Annotated in this window: 17 protein-coding genes; 7 read left to right on the top strand and 10 right to left on the bottom strand. The window is 66.4% G+C overall.

Annotation, left to right across the window (positions count from 1 at the left end; all coding sequences use genetic code 11):
- Positions 1 to 275: 275 nt before the first annotated feature.
- The 6 genes from pqqE to ACU0DV_RS09830 form a co-directional block, all read right to left on the bottom strand.
- Positions 276 to 1,391: a pyrroloquinoline quinone biosynthesis protein PqqE gene (pqqE, locus tag ACU0DV_RS09855; protein ID WP_446242279.1), complete on the bottom strand. Its 1,116-nt coding sequence runs from the start codon at positions 1,389 to 1,391 to the stop codon at positions 276 to 278.
- A gap of 10 nt (positions 1,392 to 1,401) precedes the next feature.
- The gene (gene pqqD / locus ACU0DV_RS09850; protein ID WP_446242278.1) at positions 1,402 to 1,677 is read right to left on the bottom strand and encodes a pyrroloquinoline quinone biosynthesis peptide chaperone PqqD; all 276 of its coding nucleotides are present in this window, start codon (positions 1,675 to 1,677) and stop codon (positions 1,402 to 1,404) included.
- Positions 1,674 to 2,432: a pyrroloquinoline-quinone synthase PqqC gene (gene pqqC / locus ACU0DV_RS09845; RefSeq protein WP_446242277.1), complete on the bottom strand. Its 759-nt coding sequence runs from the start codon at positions 2,430 to 2,432 to the stop codon at positions 1,674 to 1,676. Before pqqC ends, pqqD begins: the two co-directional genes overlap by 4 nt.
- Positions 2,429 to 3,325 carry a pyrroloquinoline quinone biosynthesis protein PqqB gene (gene pqqB / locus ACU0DV_RS09840; protein WP_446242276.1) on the bottom strand — a complete coding sequence of 299 codons (897 nt, stop codon included), beginning with the start codon at positions 3,323 to 3,325 and terminating at the stop codon, positions 2,429 to 2,431. Before pqqB ends, pqqC begins: the two co-directional genes overlap by 4 nt.
- A 22-nt stretch (positions 3,326 to 3,347) precedes the next feature.
- Positions 3,348 to 3,446, bottom strand: a complete 99-nt coding sequence (gene pqqA / locus ACU0DV_RS09835) for a pyrroloquinoline quinone precursor peptide PqqA (RefSeq protein WP_100930306.1) — start codon at positions 3,444 to 3,446, stop codon at positions 3,348 to 3,350.
- Positions 3,447 to 3,561: 115 nt separating this feature from the next.
- A complete protein-coding gene (locus tag ACU0DV_RS09830) occupies positions 3,562 to 4,479 on the bottom strand; it encodes a LysR family transcriptional regulator (protein ID WP_446242275.1) in 918 nt (305 codons plus the stop codon).
- A gap of 142 nt (positions 4,480 to 4,621) precedes the next feature.
- Here ACU0DV_RS09830 and chvE point away from each other — a divergent pair, with 142 nt between their 5' ends.
- The 7 genes from chvE (at position 4,622) to ACU0DV_RS09795 (ending at position 13,133) form a co-directional block, all read left to right on the top strand.
- Positions 4,622 to 5,677, top strand: a complete 1,056-nt coding sequence (gene chvE / locus ACU0DV_RS09825; protein WP_100930304.1) for a multiple monosaccharide ABC transporter substrate-binding protein — start codon at positions 4,622 to 4,624, stop codon at positions 5,675 to 5,677.
- Positions 5,678 to 5,791: 114 nt separating this feature from the next.
- Positions 5,792 to 7,312 carry a multiple monosaccharide ABC transporter ATP-binding protein gene (gene mmsA, locus ACU0DV_RS09820; RefSeq protein WP_370286321.1) on the top strand — a complete coding sequence of 507 codons (1,521 nt, stop codon included), beginning with the start codon at positions 5,792 to 5,794 and terminating at the stop codon, positions 7,310 to 7,312.
- Positions 7,313 to 7,323: 11 nt separating this feature from the next.
- Positions 7,324 to 8,556: a multiple monosaccharide ABC transporter permease gene (gene mmsB / locus ACU0DV_RS09815; RefSeq protein ID WP_283980268.1), complete on the top strand. Its 1,233-nt coding sequence runs from the start codon at positions 7,324 to 7,326 to the stop codon at positions 8,554 to 8,556.
- Positions 8,557 to 8,559: 3 nt separating this feature from the next.
- The gene (gene araD / locus ACU0DV_RS09810) at positions 8,560 to 10,302 is read left to right on the top strand and encodes an L-arabinonate dehydratase (RefSeq protein WP_446242274.1); all 1,743 of its coding nucleotides are present in this window, start codon (positions 8,560 to 8,562) and stop codon (positions 10,300 to 10,302) included.
- Positions 10,302 to 11,225, top strand: a complete 924-nt coding sequence (locus tag ACU0DV_RS09805) for a Gfo/Idh/MocA family protein (RefSeq protein WP_446242273.1) — start codon at positions 10,302 to 10,304, stop codon at positions 11,223 to 11,225. The genes araD and ACU0DV_RS09805 overlap by 1 nt, the downstream gene beginning before the upstream one ends.
- A gap of 5 nt (positions 11,226 to 11,230) precedes the next feature.
- Positions 11,231 to 12,205: an aldose epimerase family protein gene (locus ACU0DV_RS09800; protein ID WP_446242272.1), complete on the top strand. Its 975-nt coding sequence runs from the start codon at positions 11,231 to 11,233 to the stop codon at positions 12,203 to 12,205.
- Between the two features lie 10 nt (positions 12,206 to 12,215).
- Positions 12,216 to 13,133 (top strand): dihydrodipicolinate synthase family protein, encoded by a 918-nt coding sequence (locus tag ACU0DV_RS09795; protein ID WP_446242271.1) that lies wholly within the window; start codon positions 12,216 to 12,218, stop codon positions 13,131 to 13,133.
- Positions 13,134 to 13,269: 136 nt separating this feature from the next.
- Here the strand turns inward: ACU0DV_RS09795 and ACU0DV_RS09790 are convergent, their stop codons facing one another.
- From ACU0DV_RS09790 to ACU0DV_RS09775, 4 genes are all read right to left on the bottom strand, one after another.
- Positions 13,270 to 15,159, bottom strand: a complete 1,890-nt coding sequence (locus ACU0DV_RS09790; protein ID WP_446242270.1) for a bifunctional sugar phosphate isomerase/epimerase/4-hydroxyphenylpyruvate dioxygenase family protein — start codon at positions 15,157 to 15,159, stop codon at positions 13,270 to 13,272.
- Between the two features lie 336 nt (positions 15,160 to 15,495).
- Positions 15,496 to 16,329: a shikimate dehydrogenase family protein gene (locus ACU0DV_RS09785; protein ID WP_446242269.1), complete on the bottom strand. Its 834-nt coding sequence runs from the start codon at positions 16,327 to 16,329 to the stop codon at positions 15,496 to 15,498.
- A gap of 24 nt (positions 16,330 to 16,353) precedes the next feature.
- Positions 16,354 to 17,649 carry a TRAP transporter large permease gene (locus tag ACU0DV_RS09780; RefSeq protein WP_100930295.1) on the bottom strand — a complete coding sequence of 432 codons (1,296 nt, stop codon included), beginning with the start codon at positions 17,647 to 17,649 and terminating at the stop codon, positions 16,354 to 16,356.
- Positions 17,646 to 18,212 (bottom strand): TRAP transporter small permease, encoded by a 567-nt coding sequence (locus ACU0DV_RS09775; RefSeq protein WP_446242268.1) that lies wholly within the window; start codon positions 18,210 to 18,212, stop codon positions 17,646 to 17,648. Before ACU0DV_RS09775 ends, ACU0DV_RS09780 begins: the two co-directional genes overlap by 4 nt.
- Between the last annotated feature and the right edge of the window lie 82 nt (positions 18,213 to 18,294).

The raw sequence follows: 18,294 nt of genomic DNA, 5'->3' as shown, positions 1-18,294 counted from the left end.
TCGGCTTCAACTACACCGCAATCCTCGACGCAGGCTCCGCCCTCCCGGCACGCCAGGTCGACGCATCCCTCCGCGCAGACACACGCTTCTCAGACAATCTCGACTCATGGGGCTTGACCGCACAGGTCAGACTGCAGTTCTGAGACCGGCGTAGGGGCCCGGTCCGCCGGGCCCCGCCGCGCGGGCACATCGACACGACAGGAAAAGGCCGGGACGTTCCGCAACATCCCGGCCTTTGCCATGCCTTCGGTCCGGGCGCCCTGCCCCGTCGTCTCTCAGCCCACCGGCTCCTTCGCCGGAAACGCGCGGTACGTCAGCCTGGCCGCGTCCATGCCCGCGTCCACATTGGCCAGCTCTGCCTCCGTCTGCGCCTTCAGCCAAGCGTGATGCGGGGACTTCACGCAGACCGGGTCGGTGGCGTTCGGATCGCCCAGCAGACCCATGGCCTGGCAGCGGCAACCGCCGTGGTCCCTGGTCTTGCGCTCGCATGATCGGCAGGGTTCCTGCATCCAGTCGGTGCCGCGATAGGCATTGAAGGCCTGCCCGCCGTACCAGATCTCCGGCAGCGGCCTGTCACGCACGGAATCGAACCTGAGACCCGGGATGATCTGCGCCGCATGGCAGGGCAGCACCTGGCCGTCCGGCGCCACGTTCAGCCCCGACGATCCCCAGCCGCCCATGCATCGCTTGGGGTAGTCCTCGTGGTAGTCCGCCGGGACATAGTCGATGACCAGCGTGCCCTTCAGCGCCGCGCGGGCCTCGGCCACGATGCGCGTCGCCTCGCGCGCCTGCGCCCTGGTCGGCATCAGCTCGGTGCGGTTCTTCAGCGCCCAGCCGTGGAACTGCACGGTCGCGACTTCGATCCGCCGGGCGCCCATCTCGACGGCCATTTCGAGCGCGCGGGGCAACTGGTGGAGGTTGTGACGGTGCAGGACGGCGTTCAGGGTCAGCGGGAAGCCGATCTTGCCAATCCACGCCGCCACCTGCATCTTGCGGTCGAAGCCGCCGCGATAGCCGCCCACCGCGTCGGCCATCTGCGCGGTCGTGCCCTGCAGGGACAGCTGGACGTGATCCAGCCCGGCCTCGTCCAGCGCCCGCAGCCGTTTTTCCGTCAACCCGATGCCGGAGGTGATGAGATTGGTGTAGAGCCCCGCGTCCCGTGCCGCCGCCACCAGCTCGACCAGATCGCGGCGGGAGGCCGGTTCCCCGCCCGAGAGATGCAGTTGCAGGACGCCCATCTCCGCCGCCTCGCGGAAGACGCGGGCCCAGGTGGCGGTGTCCAGTTCCGCCTCCTGCCGCGCCAGTTCCACGGGGTTGGAGCAGTACGGGCAGGACAGCGGGCAGCGGTGCGTCAGCTCGGCCAGCATGGCGATGGGGGGTGCGATCTTCATGCCTGCTCCTTCAGGCCACTTCGAGGAAGCGGCGATCACGCAGCGCCCCGAGGAAGCCCGCGCTGTCCCTGGCGATTTCCTCCGCGGGGGCGGCGTATTTTTCGGCCAGCGTGCGGGTGATCTGCTCGAAGGTGCGGCTGCCGTCGACCTCCGACAGCACCGCGTGGCCCACCATGTCGAGCATGATCGCCCGCTCAGGCGCCAGAAGCACCCAGCTGTCGCGCACCTTGTCGAAGTGCAGCCGCACGCCGCGCGGCAGGACGGGGATGTCGCCCGCCCCGATCATGACGCCTGCCGCAGCAGCTGGCCGGTGCCGGGCTGCCACGCGCCGGGCGGAATGCGCCGCGGCTCCACATAAGCGCCCCACAGCGCGTCGAGCTGGGACCAGAGCACATCCGTCTTGAAGATCAGGGCCTTGGCAGCCTTGTCCTGCTTTTCGGCGGTGTCCGCATGGTCCAGCACCCAAGCGAGCCCGAATGCCACGTCCTTCGGCGCCTCCTTCAACCGGTTGCGGAAATAGGACAGCGAGGAGTCGTCGGCGAAGGCGTAGTTCTTCAGCAGTCCCTCGATCCGGTTGGCGTGGATCTTGGGGGCGAAGAGTTCCGTGAGTGATGCCGCCACCGCTTCGAGCAGGGTCTTTTCGCGGACGAAACGGACGTAAGCGTCCACCGCGAATTTCGTTGCGGGCAAAACGCCCTCTGTCGTGGCGACGTAGTCGGGGTCCAGTCCCACCGCTTCCGCCAGCCGCAGCCACCGCCGTATGCCGCCCTCGTTCTCGGCGGTGCCGTCGTGGTCCTCCATCCGCGACCGCCAGGCGCGCCGCAGGTCGGGATCCTCCACCCGGGACATGAAGGCCGCGTCCTTCATCGGGATCGAGTGCTGGTAGTAGTAGCGGTTGATGACCCATGCCTGCACCTCTTCCATGGTGCACTGGCCGCCGTGCAGACGGTCGTGAAACGGATGCAGGTCGTGATAGCGCTCTGCCCCGATCTGGCGCAGCCGGGCTTCGAACGCTTCACGCGATTGCGGGGCTCTGGTCATAACGCGATCTCCATGCCGTCCTGGCCGATGGTCCAGCCACCGGATTGTGCCTCGGCGCGCTCCGCCGAGTCCGGTCGCAGGACCGGGTTGGTGTTGTTCATGTGGACGAAGACCTTGCGGCCCACGTCGAGGTCCCGGAACGCCGCGATGGAGCCGTCCTCGCCCGACATCGACATGTGACCCATGCGCTTGCCGGTCTTGGCGCCAAGTCCCGCGCGGACCATCTCGTCGTCGCGCCAGAGCGTGCCGTCGAAGAACACGAGGTCGGCGCCCGCCAGATGTGCGCGCAGGTCGTCGTTCAGCATGGCGCAGCCGGGGATGTAGTAGACCCGCCGGTCGCCGCCGGTCAGGGCGACACCCACCGTGTTCTCTCCGATCTCGCCGGTCTCGACCGTCTCCCCTTCGAGGTAGAGCGGCACCTTGCCCGGCACCGGGAAGAGTTCCGCCATCAGCCCGGGGGCCAGCTCGAACGGCGTCTCCAGCGCGATCGGTTCGCGGCTCACCACGTCGCGGTGCAGCGCATCGAAGATCGGATTGTCCTTCAGCACCGCCTGGATCGTCTGCGTCGCGAACAGAGTGAAAGGCTGCATCTCGCGCAGGGTCAGAAGCCCCGCCACATGGTCGATGTCGCCATTCGTCACCAGCACCGAATGCAGAGGCAGGCTGCGCAGGCCGGTCGGATGCAGCGGGGCCGCGTCGGCCATCTGCTGCCGGATGTCAGGCGAAGCGTTGAGGATCGCCCAGTCGGTGCCGTTGCCGGTCACCGCCAGCGACGATTGCGTCTGACGCGGGATTTCGCCTGCCCGTGCAAGGGTGCAGTTCTCGCACCCGCAATTCCACTGCGGCAGGCCACCGCCCGCCGCAGCGCCTAGGATGAGTGCGCGAAACGCCATCGACAGCCTCCGCGCAAAGCGATCAGAACAGAACTTCGCGCTCTTCTTCGCCGTCCGGGCCGTACATGTTGATTTCCATACCGCACTCGATTTCGCGGATCTTCGGCTTGTTCCATGCCATGTCGGTGTCTCCTTGTCCTGACTTGGTCCAGTGGCTTCAGCCTGCACGAGACGCCCCGTTTCAGGCGATTCTTATAATCTAAGAACGGCACAGACGAAGGTCGCGGGTCCCGCCCTCACAGCAGCTCCAGAACCGCCTGCAGAACCCGCTCCGAGGCGGCGGGCAGCGGGCGGAACCGGTTGCGGATGATGAAGCACGGCGGCACGGAGATCGGTTCGGCGAGGTTCAGTGACGTGATCCCCAGCGCCGTCTGCCCCACTGTCAGCATCTGTGCCACCTCCATCGCCTGCGGCGCGATGGTGTCGGTGCCTTCGAGCAGCGACAGCACCACCAGCAGCGACGAGGAGTTGGTGATCCGCTGCGGCCCGCCAAGCCCCTGTTCATGGAAGGCGCGCTCCACCGCCTGCCGGATGGGCGACCCGATCTCCTGCACGACCCATTCGTATCCCTGCAGTTCCTCCAGCGTGACCTCCGTCCGCCCGGCCAGAGGATGAGCGGGCCGGACCAAGAGCGACACGATCTCGCTCCGCGCCGGATAAAGGCGGAAATCGCGGCTGTCGTGCTCTGCCGGCAAGCGCGAGATCACGAAGTCGAAGCGTCCTTCCACCAGCCCGCGCACCAGTTCGGTCGACGGGCCCACCTCGATTGTCATCTCTATGTCGGGGGCCGCGGCCTTAACCCGGCGCACCGCGGGCACGATCAGGCCGACTGCCGGACCGGTGACCGCACCGACACGCACCTGCCCCATCTCGCCCGTGGTGATGCGCCGTGCCTCGCGTTCCAGCGCGTCGTATTCCTCGAGGATGACCTGCGCGCGGCGGGACACGATCTCGCCCAGGGGGGTGGCAAGCATCCCCTTGGGATAACGGTCGAAAAGCGCCCCGCCCGCCCGCTGCTCGATCTCGTTGAGCATCCGCGACGCCGCCGGTTGCGACAAGCCCGCCATCTGCGCCGCGCGCTGTAGCTGGCCAGTCTCCGCGATGCGCAGGATCAGGGTCAGCTGCGACGGTTTCAGACGATGCAGGACGTCCATTCCGACCTCATACCAGTATTGTTATGCAGATTAGCATAAATGGGAATTGAACGTTATGCACGCGCCCTGTTAGCTCTGCCCTGGGCACTCAACAGACCCGGCGCCAAAACAAAGATGCAGGCGCACACAGTGGAGGAACATCATGAAATTCAAGACAATCCTGGCTTCGGCCAGCGCCATTGCGCTGCTCGCATCCGCCGCACTGGCCGACGGCACCGTCGGCATCGCCATGCCCACGAAATCCTCCGCGCGCTGGATTTCCGACGGCGAATCCATGGTTCAGCAGTTCGAGGAAGCAGGCTACGAAACCGACCTGCAGTACGCCGAGGATGACATCCCGAACCAGCTGGCGCAGATCGAGAACATGATCACCAAGGGCGTCGACGTTCTGGTGATCGCCGCCATCGACGGCACCACCCTGTCGAACGCTCTGGAAAACGCCGCCGCCTCCGGCATCAAGGTCATTGCCTACGACCGCCTGATCCGCGACAGCGAGAACGTCGACTATTACGCCACCTTCGACAACTTCAAGGTCGGCGTGCAGCAGGCAACCACGCTGGTCGATGGCCTGAAAGAGCGTTTCCCGGACGTGCAGCCGTGGAACGTGGAACTCTTCGGCGGCTCCCCGGACGATAACAACGCCTACTTCTTCTACGATGGCGCGATGTCCGTCCTGCAGCCGATGATCGACGACGGCTCGGTCGAGATCGTGTCGGGCCAGATGGGCATGGACACGGTCGGCACGCTGCGCTGGGACGGCGCGGTCGCTCAGGCCCGCATGGATAACCTGCTGTCCGCCAACTACACCGACAAGCAGGTCCATGGCGTGCTGTCGCCCTACGACGGTCTCTCCATCGGCATCCTGTCCTCGCTCAAGGGCGTGGGCTACGGTTCCGGCGACATGAAGATGCCGATCGTGACCGGCCAGGACGCAGAGGTCCCCTCCGTCAAGTCGATCCTCGCGGACGAACAGTACTCCACCATCTTCAAGGACACCCGCTCGCTGGCCGGTGTGACCGTGGGCATGGTCGACGCGCTGCTCGCCGGCGGCGAGCCGGAGATCAACGACACCTCGACCTACGACAACGGCGTGAAGGTCGTTCCCTCCTACCTGCTTGAGCCGCTCCCGGTGACCAAGGAGAACTGGGAAGAGCGCCTGATCGATACCGGCTACTACACCATGGACCAGATCAAGTAAGATCGCTCCCCCGGGCCTGTCCGGACGCTTCGTGCGGGCAGGCCACCTTTTCCCTCATGCAGGCCGCACGCCCGGGCGCACCACCGTCCGCCTGCGGCGCATTGGAAGGCAGCCATGTCCGCACTTCTCGAAATGCGCGGGATCACCAAGACCTTTCCCGGCGTGAAGGCCCTCGACGAGGTCACGCTGACGGTCCGGAAAGGCGAGATCCACGCGCTCGTCGGCGAAAACGGCGCCGGCAAGTCGACCCTCATGAAGGTGCTCTCGGGCGTCTACCCCGCCGGTTCTTACGAGGGCGAGATCCACTACGACGGTGAGCTGGCCCAGTTCCGCGACATCTCGGACAGCGAGTCCAGGGGCATCATCATCATCCACCAGGAGCTGGCCCTGGTCCCTCTGTTGTCGATCGCCGAGAACGTCTTTCTCGGCAACGAGCGCGCGAAGAATGGCGTGATCGACTGGAACGCGACGAACCGCAAGACCGGCGAGCTGCTGAAGAAGGTCGGCCTGCGCGAGGCCCCCACCACGATGGTGGACAAGCTGGGCGTCGGCAAGCAGCAGCTGGTCGAGATCGCCAAGGCGTTGTCCAAGGAGGTCCGCCTCCTGATCCTCGACGAGCCGACCGCGGCCTTGTCGGAATCCGACAGCCAGGCACTTCTGGACCTGATGCTGGAACTCAAGGCGCAGGGCGTCACGTCGATCATCATCAGCCACAAGCTGAACGAGGTCCGCCGCGTCGCCGACAGCGTGACCGTGATCCGCGACGGCTCGACCGTGTCGACCATGGACGCCAAGGCCCAGCCGATCACCGAGGCCGCCATCGTGCGCGACATGGTGGGCCGCGACATGGCGCACCGCTATCCTGAACGCACCCGCCGCGCGGGCGACATGCTGCTGGAAGTGTCCGACTGGAACGTCTGGCACGCCGAACACGCCGACCGCCAGGTGATCCACAACGCGCAGTTCAACGTGCGCGCGGGCGAAGTCGTGGGCATCGCCGGGCTCATGGGCTCGGGCCGCACCGAACTTGCCATGAGCATATTCGGCCGCAGCTACGGGCAGAACATCACCGGCACGGTGCGGATCAAGGGCAAGGAGGTCGACGTCTCGAAGATCGACCGCGCCATCGACGCAGGCCTCGCCTACGTGACCGAGGACCGCAAGAGCCTTGGCCTGATCCTCGAGGAACCGATCAGCCGCAACGTGACACTGGCGAACCTGCCGGGCGTGTCCTCCGGCGGCATACTCAACGAGAACGAGGAGACGCAGGTCTCCGAGAAGTACCGCCGCGCGATGAACATCCGCACGCCCTCCGTCTTCCAGAAGGTGATGAACCTCTCGGGCGGAAACCAGCAGAAGGTGGTGCTGTCGAAATGGCTTTTCGCGGGGCCGGAGGTGCTGATCCTCGACGAGCCCACGCGCGGCATCGACGTCGGCGCGAAATTCGAAATCTACGGAATCATCAACGATCTGAGCGCACAGGGCAAAGGGGTCCTCATGATCTCGTCCGAGATGCCCGAACTTCTGGGCATGTGTGACCGGATCTACGTGATGAACGAAGGCGAACTGGTGGGCGAGCTTGACGCCGCCGAGGCCAGCCAGGAGCGCATCATGTCGCTCATCGTGACGGAATAGGGAGACAGGGCATGGCTCTTGCAGAATCTCAGGACGCGGACGAGCGCAAGGGCGTCGGCGAATACCTCGCCGGCCACCTGCGCGAATACGGGCTGCTGTTCGCGCTTATCGCGATCATGGTGTTCTTCCAGGTCGTCACCGACGGCGTGCTGCTGAAACCGGTGAACATCACCAACCTGCTGCTGCAGAACAGTTATATCATCATCATGGCACTCGGCATGCTGGTGGTCATCGTGTCGGGCAACATCGACCTCTCGGTGGGCTCGGTCATGGGCTTCATCGGCGCGCTGGCCGCGGTGATGATCGTCAACTGGGAGGTCAACTGGCTGCTGACCATCGTCGTGTGCCTTGCCGTCGGCGGGCTGATCGGCGCGGCGCAGGGCTACTGGGTCGCCTACTGGAAGATCCCCTCCTTCATCGTGACGCTGGCCGGCATGCTGGTGTTCCGCGGGCTGTCGCTCTGGCTGCTCGAAGGGCAGTCGGTCGGCCCCTTCCCGCGGGAATTCCAGACCATCGCCAACGGCTTCGTGCCCGACCTCTTCCCAGCCGGCATCGGCGAGACGCTGGCCCCCCTCTTCGACGCCCGCAAGGTGAACGTGCTGGCGCTGCTGACCGGCGTTGCCGCCGCCGCATTCGTGGTCTGGTCGGGGATGCGCAAGCGCGCCCGCAACAAGGCCTACGGAGTCGAGGACGAACCGCGCAGCTTCTTCGTGGCGCGCACGGTCATCATCAGCGCCGCGCTGGTCTTCATCATGTACAAGCTGTCCACCTTCCGCGGTTTGCCCAACGTGCTGATCACCATGGGCGTACTGACGATCATCTACGCCTTCCTCACGGAACGCACCGTCATCGGGCGCCGTATCTACGCGCTCGGCGGCAACCAGAAAGCGGCGAAGCTTTCGGGGATCAAGACCGAACGGCTGACCTTCCTCGCCTTCCTCAACATGGGCATCCTCGCCGCCGCCGCAGGGCTGGTGTTCGCCGCCCGCCTCAACACCGCGACGCCGAAGGCCGGTTTCGCGCTGGAACTCGACGTGATCGCGGCGGTCTTCATCGGCGGCGCCTCCATGTCGGGCGGCGTGGGCAAGATCGTCGGTGCGGTCGTGGGCGCCTTCCTGATGGGTGTCCTCAACAACGGCATGTCGATCATGGGCATCGGCATCGATTACCAGCAGATGATCAAGGGTCTCGTGCTGCTCGCCGCCGTCATCTTCGACGTCTACAACAAATCCAGGCAGGGCTGAGTTATGAGTTTCAAACCGGCGGAATGGCCGCGCAGGCTGCGGTCCCAGGAATGGTACGGCGGGACCACCAAGGACGTGATCTACCACCGCGGCTGGCTGAAGAACCAGGGCTACCCCGAAGACCTCTTTGACGGCCGTCCAATTATCGGCGTGCTGAACACCTGGTCCGACCTGACGCCCTGCAACGGCCACCTGCGCGAACTGGCCGAAAAGGTGAAGGCGGGCATCTGGGAGGCCGGCGGCTTCCCGGTCGAGGTGCCGGTTTTCTCCGCGTCCGAGAACACCTTCCGCCCCACCGCGATGATGTTCCGGAACCTCGCCGCCCTGTCGATCGAAGAGCAGATCAGGGGTCAGCCCATCGACGGCTGCGTACTGATGGTCGGTTGCGACAAGACCACGCCATCGCTCTTGATGGCCGCCGCCTCCTGCGACCTGCCCTCCATCGTCGTGACCGGCGGGCCGATGCTGAACGGCTGGTTCCAGGGTGAACGGGTCGGCGCGGGAACCCACCTCTGGCGGTTCTCCGAGGCCGTGAAGGCCGGAGAGATGACCCAGCAGGAATTCCTCGATGCCGAGGCCGCGGTGACCCGCTCCTCCGGCACCTGCAACACCATGGGCACGGCGTCCTCCATGGCGTCGATGGCGGAGGCGCTCGGCATGGCGCTCTCCGGCAACGCTGCGATCCCTGCCGTGGATTCCCGCCGCCGCGTGATGGCGCAGCTTTCGGGCCGGCGGATCGTGCAGATGGTCAAGGACGACCTGAAGCCGTCCGACATCCTGACCCGCGAGGCTTTCGAGAACGCGATCCGCTGCAACGGCGCGGTCGGCGGCTCGACCAATACCGTCGTTCACCTGCTCGCCATCGCGGGCCGTACCGGCGTCGACATCACGCTGGACGACTGGGACCGCTGCGGGCGCGACGTTGCGACGATCCTGAACCTGCAACCCTCCGGCAAGTACCTGATGGAGGAGTTCTTCTATGCAGGCGGCCTGCCGGTCGTCCTGAAACGGCTGGGCGAGGCCGACAAGCTGCACAAGGACGCGCTGACCGTCTCCGGCTCGACCATCTGGGAAGAGGTCAGGGACGCGAAGAACTGGAACGAGGACGTGATCCTGCCCGCCGACAAGCCGCTGACGGCGCAGGGCGGCATCGCCGTGCTGAAGGGCAACCTCGCGCCGAAGGGCGCCGTCCTGAAACCCTCCGCCGCCTCGCCGCACCTGTTGCAGCACCGGGGCCGCGCCGTGGTCTTCGAGGACATCGACGACTACAAGGCGCAGATCAACGACGACGCGCTCGACATCGACGAGACCTGCATCATGGTCCTGAAGAACTGCGGGCCCAAGGGCTATCCCGGCATGGCCGAGGTCGGCAACATGGGCCTTCCCCCCAAGGTGCTGAAGAAGGGCATCAAGGACATGATCCGCATATCGGACGCGCGCATGTCCGGCACCGCCTACGGCACAGTGATCCTGCACACCTCGCCCGAAGCCGCCGCCGGGGGTCCGCTGGCCGTGGTCCGCACCGGCGACATGATCGAGGTCGACGTGCCCGCCCGCCGTATCCACCTGGAGGTCAGCGACGAGGACCTCGCCGCCCGCCTGGCCGAGTGGACGCCGATCCACGAACGACCCGACAGCGGCTATGCCTGGCTCCACCAGCAACACGTGCAGGGCGCGGACACGGGCGCCGATCTCGACTTTCTCAAGGGCTGCCGCGGTGCGCCGGTCGGAAAGGACTCGCATTGATGGAGATCGCACTCGTCGGCATCGGGAAGATTGCGGTGGACCAGCACGTCCCCGCCATCTCGGACAACCCGGACTGGGAACTGGCGGCGACCGTATCGCGCCACGGCACGGTCGAGGGCGTTCCCGCCTACTCCGACTTCGACCGGATGCTGGAGGAGCGGCCCGAGATCCGCGTCGTCTCCCTCTGCCTGCCGCCTGTCCCGCGCTTCGACTACGCGGAGAAGGCGATCCTCGCCGGGCGCCACGTCATGCTGGAAAAACCCCCGGGCGCCACGCTCTCGGAATGCCACGCGCTTGAGGCGCTCGCCCGCAAGCACCGTGTCTCGCTTTATGCCACGTGGCACTCCCGGCAGGCGGACAAGGTGGCGGCGGCGAAGGACTGGCTCCGCGACAAGCGGCTGCGCAAGCTGGCCGTCCGCTGGCGCGAGGACGTGCGGCAATGGCATCCCGGGCAGGACTGGGTGTTCGAGGCCGGCGGCCTCGGCGTCTTCGATCCCGGCATCAACGCGCTGTCGATCCTGACGGAGATCCTGCCCGTCCCCGTTCACCTGACTGGCGCCGAACTGCACTTTCCGGAAAACCGCGACACCCCCATCGCCGCGCAGTGCACCTTCCACCATCCGGCGGGTGCCCAGGTGACCATGGATCTCGACTGGCTGGAACCGGGCACGCCCACATGGACCATCGAGGCCGAGACCGACGCGGGCCACATGCTGCTGGAGAACGGCGGCGGCACGCTGACGATCGACGGCCAGAGCCATGACGCCCTGCCCGGCCTCAGCGGCGAATACCCCCGGCTCTACGCGCAGATGGCGGAACTGGTCGGCAAGGGTGGCATCGACATGGACCTGTCACCGCTGCGCCACGTGGCCGACGCCTTCCTGCTGGGCCGCCGCGTCGCCGCACCGGCGTTCGACTGGTGAGCGGCATGGAGACGACACCCGACGGCACGCCATTGCATCGTGTGACCATCGCCAACGGCGGTGCCAAGGCCCGCATCATGAGCTGGGGCGCCAGCCTGACCGACTTCCGGCTGGAAGGCGTGGGTCACGCGCTGGTTCTCGGGTCCGACGACCTCGACGCCTACCTCGGCCCGATGCTGTACTACGGCGCCATCGTCGGCCCGGTGGCGAACCGCATCGCCAATGGTCGCATGACCGTCGCGGGCACCCCCTGCACCCTCGACCGCAACGAGAATGGCATCACCACGCTGCACGGCGGCGGCCAGGGATTCGGCCAGCGCAACTGGACCGTCACGCAGGCCACCGCCACCGAAGTCACCCTCTCCCTGCACCACCCGGACGGGCTTGGCGGTTTTCCCGGCAACATCGACGTGACCGTCCGCTACGCGCTGGACGACGCGGGCGCGCTCATCGTCGAGATCACCGGGCAAAGCGACCGCGAAACCGTCTTCAACCCGGCCTTCCACGGCTACTGGGCGCTCGACGGAACAGCGGATGTCGGCCATCACCGGATGACCATCCTCGCCGAACGTTACCTGCCCGTGGACGCGGCGATGATCCCCTGCGGCGCACCTGCCCCGATCGCAGGAACCATCTACGACTACCGGTCCGCGGCCACGCCCGATCCGGCGCTCGACCACAACTTCTGCCTCTCGGATGCGCGCACCGACATGCGCCCGGTCCTGACGCTCGAAACCGACCGCCTGCGCCTCGACCTCTCGACCACGGAGGCCGGCCTGCAGGTCTACACCGGGGCCACCATCGACACCGCACCGTTCTCCGGCCACGGCGGCGCGCCCTACACCCGCAACGCCGGGATCGCCATCGAGCCGCAGGTCTGGCCCGATGCGCCGAACCACCCCGATTATCCCTCGGCCGCGCTCCTGCCCGGCCAGATCTACCGACAGGTGTCGCGCTTTGCCGTGACCCGCAAAACGTGAAGGACCGATCATGAAAACGCCCCTTACCGGCATCCTGCCCGTCGCCCCGACCCCCTTCCACGCCGATGGCCGCATCGACCCGGAGGGCATGACCCGCGTCCTCGACTGCATGATCGACCAGGGTGTTGACGCGATCTGCATCCTCGCCAACTATTCCGAACAGTTCCTGCTGTCCGACGCCGAACGCGCCACCCTGACCAAGGTCAGCCTGGACCACGTCGCGGGCCGCGTCCCGGTGATCGTCACCGTCAGCCATTTCTCCACCGACGTGGTCGTGGCCCGCGCGAAAGAGGCGCAGTCCCTCGGCGCCTCGATGCTGATGATGATGCCGCCCTACCACGGCGTGGGTCTCGTCCCCTCGCCCGATGGCATCTTCGAACACTTCGCCGCCGTCTCCGACGCGATCTCCATCCCGATCATGGTGCAGGACGCGCCGCTCTCCGGCGTCTCGCTGCCGGTGCCGCTCCTGGTGAAGATGGCGAAGGAGATCGAGAACGTCTCCTACTTCAAGATGGAAACCCCCTTCGCCGCCGACAAGCTCGCCCAGCTCATCGAGGCCGGTGGAGACCACATCGTCGGCCCCTTCGACGGCGAAGAGGCGGTGACACTGCTGGCCGACCTCGACGCCGGCTGCACAGGCACGATGACCTCCGCGCTCCAGCCCGAGAAGATCCGCCCCATCGTCACCGAATACCTCGCCGGAAACCACGACGCGGCGCTCGAACGCTGGAAACTCTGCCTGCCGCTCATCAACCACGAAAACCGCCAGTGCGGCCTGCGCGCCACCAAGACGGTTATGATGGAGGGCGGCGTGATCGGCTCCGACTTCGTCCGCCATCCGTTGAAGCCGCTGTCCCCGCGCACCAGGGACCGGCTCATGTCCCTCGCCCGCGAACTCGACCTGATCGCGCTGAACTGGGGAAAGTGACCCGCCGGAGCGCCGCGCAGCCCTTCATCTTGGGAAAAATACCTCCGCCGGAGGCACCCCGAGGAGAAGGCCGCAGGCCGCCGACGAGATATCAGGCGCGCGCGTCAGCGCGCCCCTTAGGATCATCGCCCGCAACTCAGAGCCGCGGCATCCCTTTCGGGCCGATGATCCGCTTTTGCGCGGCGATGCGGAATGGTGCGTTCGGCGCGCCGTAGCCCTCGTAGCCGCCCTCGCGCTGCACCACTTCGAAGAACAGCCCGCCCGCAAAGGGGCGGCCGTAGAACTGGTAGAACGCGCCGGTGGCATCCTCGTCATAGAGGATGTGGTGCGCCTTCATCGCCGCCAGCCGTTCGTCGGACAGGGTGAACCGCGCCGCGAGGTCGTCGTAGTAGTTGCCCGTCATCGGCAGCGGCTGGAACCCGGCGTCGGCCATGCGCGCCGCCGTGGCAAAGATGTCGTCGGTCGAAAAGGCCACGTGCTGGACCGCACCGCCGAAACTCTCCGCCAGGAAGGACCCCGCGAGGGTCCGGTGCGTCTCGGCGCCGTTGAGGGTGATCCGCATGGCACCGTCCGGCGTCCGGATCGCCTGGCTGCGCACCAGCCCGTCGGGGTCGATCACGTCCACCATGGGCGCGCGGCCCATGTCGAAGATCGAGGTGTAGAACAGCGCCCAGCTCAGCATCTCGTCGTAGTTCATCGTCTCGGCAACGTGGTCGATGCGTGTCAGGCCCGCCCCGCCGGTGGCCGTCTCGCCGGTGCCGGTGAACTCCACGTCCCAGACATCCGCCAGCCCGCTCGCCGCGTCGATGAAGTGCATCACCGACCCGCCCACGCTGCGGATCGCGGGGATCTCCAGCTCGCCCGGGCCCACCGGCTGCGAAAAGGGCGTCGCCGCCAGCGCCTCGGCCCGGGTCACGGTGTCAGCCGCACTCGCCACCTCCAGCCCGATATCGCAGATCGAGGTGCCGTGGAGCGTGTAGGCGGTGTCGGCGAACCCGGTCTCCTCGGCGTTCAGCACCACCCGGATGTCGCCCTGCTGCCAGAGCGCCAGCTTCTTCGCGATGTGATCGCCCACATGCACGAACCCCATCGCCGCCAGCAATCGAGCCAGCGCGTCGGCTTCCCTGCCGCGCGTGGCGAATTCGATGAAGGCCACGCCCTCCACCCGCACCGGGTCCGGCAGCTTCGGCACGCCGATGGCGATGTCCGGCTCCGTCTTGGCCACCCGGTCCATCAGCGCCACCAGAGAGCGGTAACCGTCGCGCGACAGCCCCTCGGCGCTGCCGCCGCGGAACTGGTCGTTGAAGATCTCGAGGCTGATCCAGTCGTTGTAGCCCGTCGCCGCCACCGCGCGCATGAAGTCGGCCACCGGCAGGTCGCCCTCGCCCGGCATGTTCCGGAAGTGGCGCGACCAGTAGAGCAGATCCATGTCGATCAGCGGCGCGTCGGCCAGCTGCACGAAGAATATCTTGTCGCCGGGAATGCGCCGGATCGTCTCCGGGTCGATCTTGCGCGACAGCGTGTGGAAGCTGTCGAGGATCAGACCGATGTTGGGATGATCCGCCCGGCGCACCACCTCCCATGCATCGCGGTGGTCGTTGACGTGACGGCCCCAGGCCAGCGCCTCGTAGCCGACGCGCACGCCCCGATCCGCCGCGATGGCGCCCAGCTCGGCAAAGTCGTCCGCCGCCCGGTCGATCCCGCCAAGCGCCTGCGGGTGGCAGGACGAACACATCAGGACCAGGTCAGTGCCCAGTTCCAGCATCGTGTCGAACTTGTGCTTGGCCCGGTCGAACGCCTTTTCGCGCAGGCCGCCCGGCAGCCCCTCGAAGTCGCGGAACGGCTGGAACAGGGTGATCTCCAGCCCGTGGTCCCGGATCATGTTGCCGATCTCGCGCGGTGAACCTTCGTCGGCAATGAAATCCTGTTCGAAGATCTCGATGCCCTTGAAACCCGCCTTGGCGATGGCCGCGAGCTTTTCCCGAAGGTTTCCAGAAATCGACACGGTCGCGATAGAGGTCTTCATCAGCCGTCATCCCCATGCGGGCCCGGGCCCGCCGCTTGTGTTGGTTCCATGGCAGGGACGGTTGCCGCCCCCCTGCCGACCGACCGTTCCGGTCGGTGCGCCGCACGACATGCCTGCATTCGGAACACCGGCACGTCACCTTCGGCGGATCTCTCATCCGCACTCTGCACCCGTGGTGCGCCTTGCGGCAAGGTCTGTCCCGGCACGGCCCGTCCCGCGCCACCGCACGGATCAAAAGTCAGGCCAATCATCGCAAGGTCCCCGTTCCCTGGCCCCCGGCAAGACATGGCGCATCGGCCAGGCGGCCGCCGCGCTGCATATCCTGCCTGCGGGCCATCAATAGGAAATCCGGGCCACGTCGCGCAGTTCCTCCGCCGTCGTGGTGGGCAAGCCGAAGAACTCCAGATAGGCCGGGATCTGTTCGAACAGCATGTCCGTGCCGACCTGGAACCGGCAGCCGCGTTCGCGCGCGGCGGCCAGGAACGGCGTTATTTCCTGCGTCATCACCACCTCGCCCACGAAGGTCTCCGGCGCGATGCGCGAGACGTCCATCGGCAGCGGGTCGCCCGGCTTCATCCCCAGCGGTGTCGCGTTCACCACGATGTCGAACCCCTTGGGATCGTTGGACCCGGTCAGCACCCTGAGGTCGGAATAGTTCTCTTCCAGCCGCGCGGCGAGCCCGTTCATCATCGGCTCGAAACTGTCCGTCACCGCGATCTCCGAAGCCCCGGCCTTAGCCAGCGAGGCCGCAATGGCCGAGCCGACGCCGCCGGCGCCCACGACCAGCACCCGCTTGCCCGCGATCTCCTGCCCCTTGCGCAGCGCACCGCGCACGAAGCCCTCTCCGTCGAACATGTCGCCCTGAAGGCGTCCGTCCGCGCTCAGCCGCACCGCGTTGCACGACCCGGCGACCCGCGCCGTGGTGAGCACATCGTCAAGCAGGGCTACCGTCGTCACCTTGTGCGGCATGGTGACAAGCGCCCCGAGGATGTTGGACAGGCGGAAGACATGGTGCAGGAAGGACGGGTAGTCCTCTGCCTTGCAGCCCATCGGCACCACCACCGCGTCGATCCCCCGGCTCTCGAAGTACGGGTTGTAGATCAGCGGCGCCTTGAAGGACGTGGTGGGATAGCCGAGGTGGGCAATCAGCTTGGTGTGTCCGGAAATCATCCTGTCAGCCTTTCTGCCGCGCCCTCACCCGTCGTAGCCCATGAGCCGCGGCAGGAAGAGCACGATGCCCGGGAAGAAGATCATCGCAAGGAGCGCCGCAACGAGCACCGCGAGGAACGGCAGCACCTCGGCGATGATGTCCCTCAGCGAGATGCCGGTGACCGCGTTGATCACGAACAGCAGGATGCCGTAAGGCGGTGTGATCAGACCGATCATGCAGTTCACCACGATCACCACCCCGAAGTGCACGAGGTCGATGCCCAGCAGGTTGCAGGTCGGGATGAACAGCGGGACGATGACGAGGATGATCGTCGTGGCGTCCAGAAGGCAGCCCAGCAGGAGGATCAGTACGTTGACCGCCAGCAGGAACATCAACGGCGACACGTTCACGTCGACAAGGTAGGCCGCCAGCGCCGAGGGGATGTTTTCGGACGCGACGATGTAGTTCAGGATCAGCGCGCCGCCGATCACGATGCCGACGGCGGCCGAGGACCGCGCGCTGTCCACGAGGATCGTGTAGAGCGTCTTCAGCTTCAGCGAGCGGTAGAAGAACACGCTCAGCAGCAGCGCATAGGCGGCGGCAACGGCAGCGGCCTCGGTCGGCGTGGTGACGCCGCCGTAGATGCCGTAGAGCAGGATGGCCGGCATCAGCAGCGCCGGAAAGGCCCGGCCCGTGACCCGCGGCAGATCGCGCATCGGGATCGCCTCTTCGGTGGCAAAGCCGCGGCGGTGCGAGATCCAGAAGTTCATCGCCATCAGCACGCCGCCCATCATCAGGCCGGGCAGGATGCCGCCCAGGAACAGCGCCCCGATGGAGGCGTTGGAGACCAGCGCATAGAGGACCATGGGGATCGACGGCGGGATGATCGGTCCGATGGTGGCCGAGGCCGCGGTGATCGCCGCGGCATAGCCCGCCGGGAACCGCCCGTCCTTGCGCATCATGTCGATGATGATCTTGCCGATGCCCGCCGCGTCCGCCACCGCAGACCCGGACATGCCGGAAAAGATCAGCGAGGCCATGACGTTGACATGGCCCAGCCCGCCCTTGAACCGGCCCACAGTGGCGATGCAGAAGTTCAGCAGCCGGTCCGAGATCGACCCGGCGTTCATGATGTTCGCCGCCACGATGAAGAGCGGCACGGCGAGCAGGAGGAAGCTCTGGTAGATGCCGTCGACCAGCGTCTTGCCCACGATACCGATGGAGGAGCCCGCCGCCACCATGTAGGCCATGGAGGCCGTGAGGATCGCGTAGGCGATGGGCATGCCTATCCCCGCCATGAGGAACAGCGTGCCGATCATGATCGTCAGTTCGAGGCTCATTTCGCATCCTCCCCGAAGTGCGGTTCTTCCTGCGGCAGGATGTGGTTCTCGCGGTCGGCGCCGTGCCGCAGCACGTCGATGGCGCGCCAGGCGTAGCGCAGCCCCACGGCGGCGAGGAACAGGAAGTAGATCGAGTAGATCGGCAGCATCTTCACCGGGAGCGTGGCCGAGGACTTGATCCGCAGCAGCTTCATCCGGTCGTAGGTCGGCCCGATGGAGGACCAGAGTGCCACCACCAGCAGCACCGCGCCGATCAGCGCCATGATCGTCCGCGCCCGGCGCCCGGCACCGTTGTAGAGGATGTCGAAGGTCACGTGATCGCTGTCACGCACCACGAAGGCGTTGCCCCAGAAGATCGTCCAGAGCCAGAGGACGAGGATGAACTCCACCGTCCAGCCAAAGTAGGCGGCGTCGATGAAACCGCCGGTAATCGACATGAACCACTCGGAGCCCACCGCGTATCGCACGATGATCTGCAGTATGAAGGTGCAGAAGATCGCTGCCATCATCAGCGCAGCGAAGCCTTCCGTCAGCCCACGGAAGATCCTTGTCACGGTCCGCATGGTGCCCCCTGAAAATTAGTGGCGCGGCGGCGTTACCGACCGCCGCGCCCTGGACGCAGGACGCCGGAGATATCCCGGCGTG

Source organism: Sagittula sp. (genome assembly GCF_052825245.1).
The sequence above is the reverse complement of the archived record's forward strand: the minus strand, read 5'-3'. Positions and strand labels throughout refer to the sequence as shown.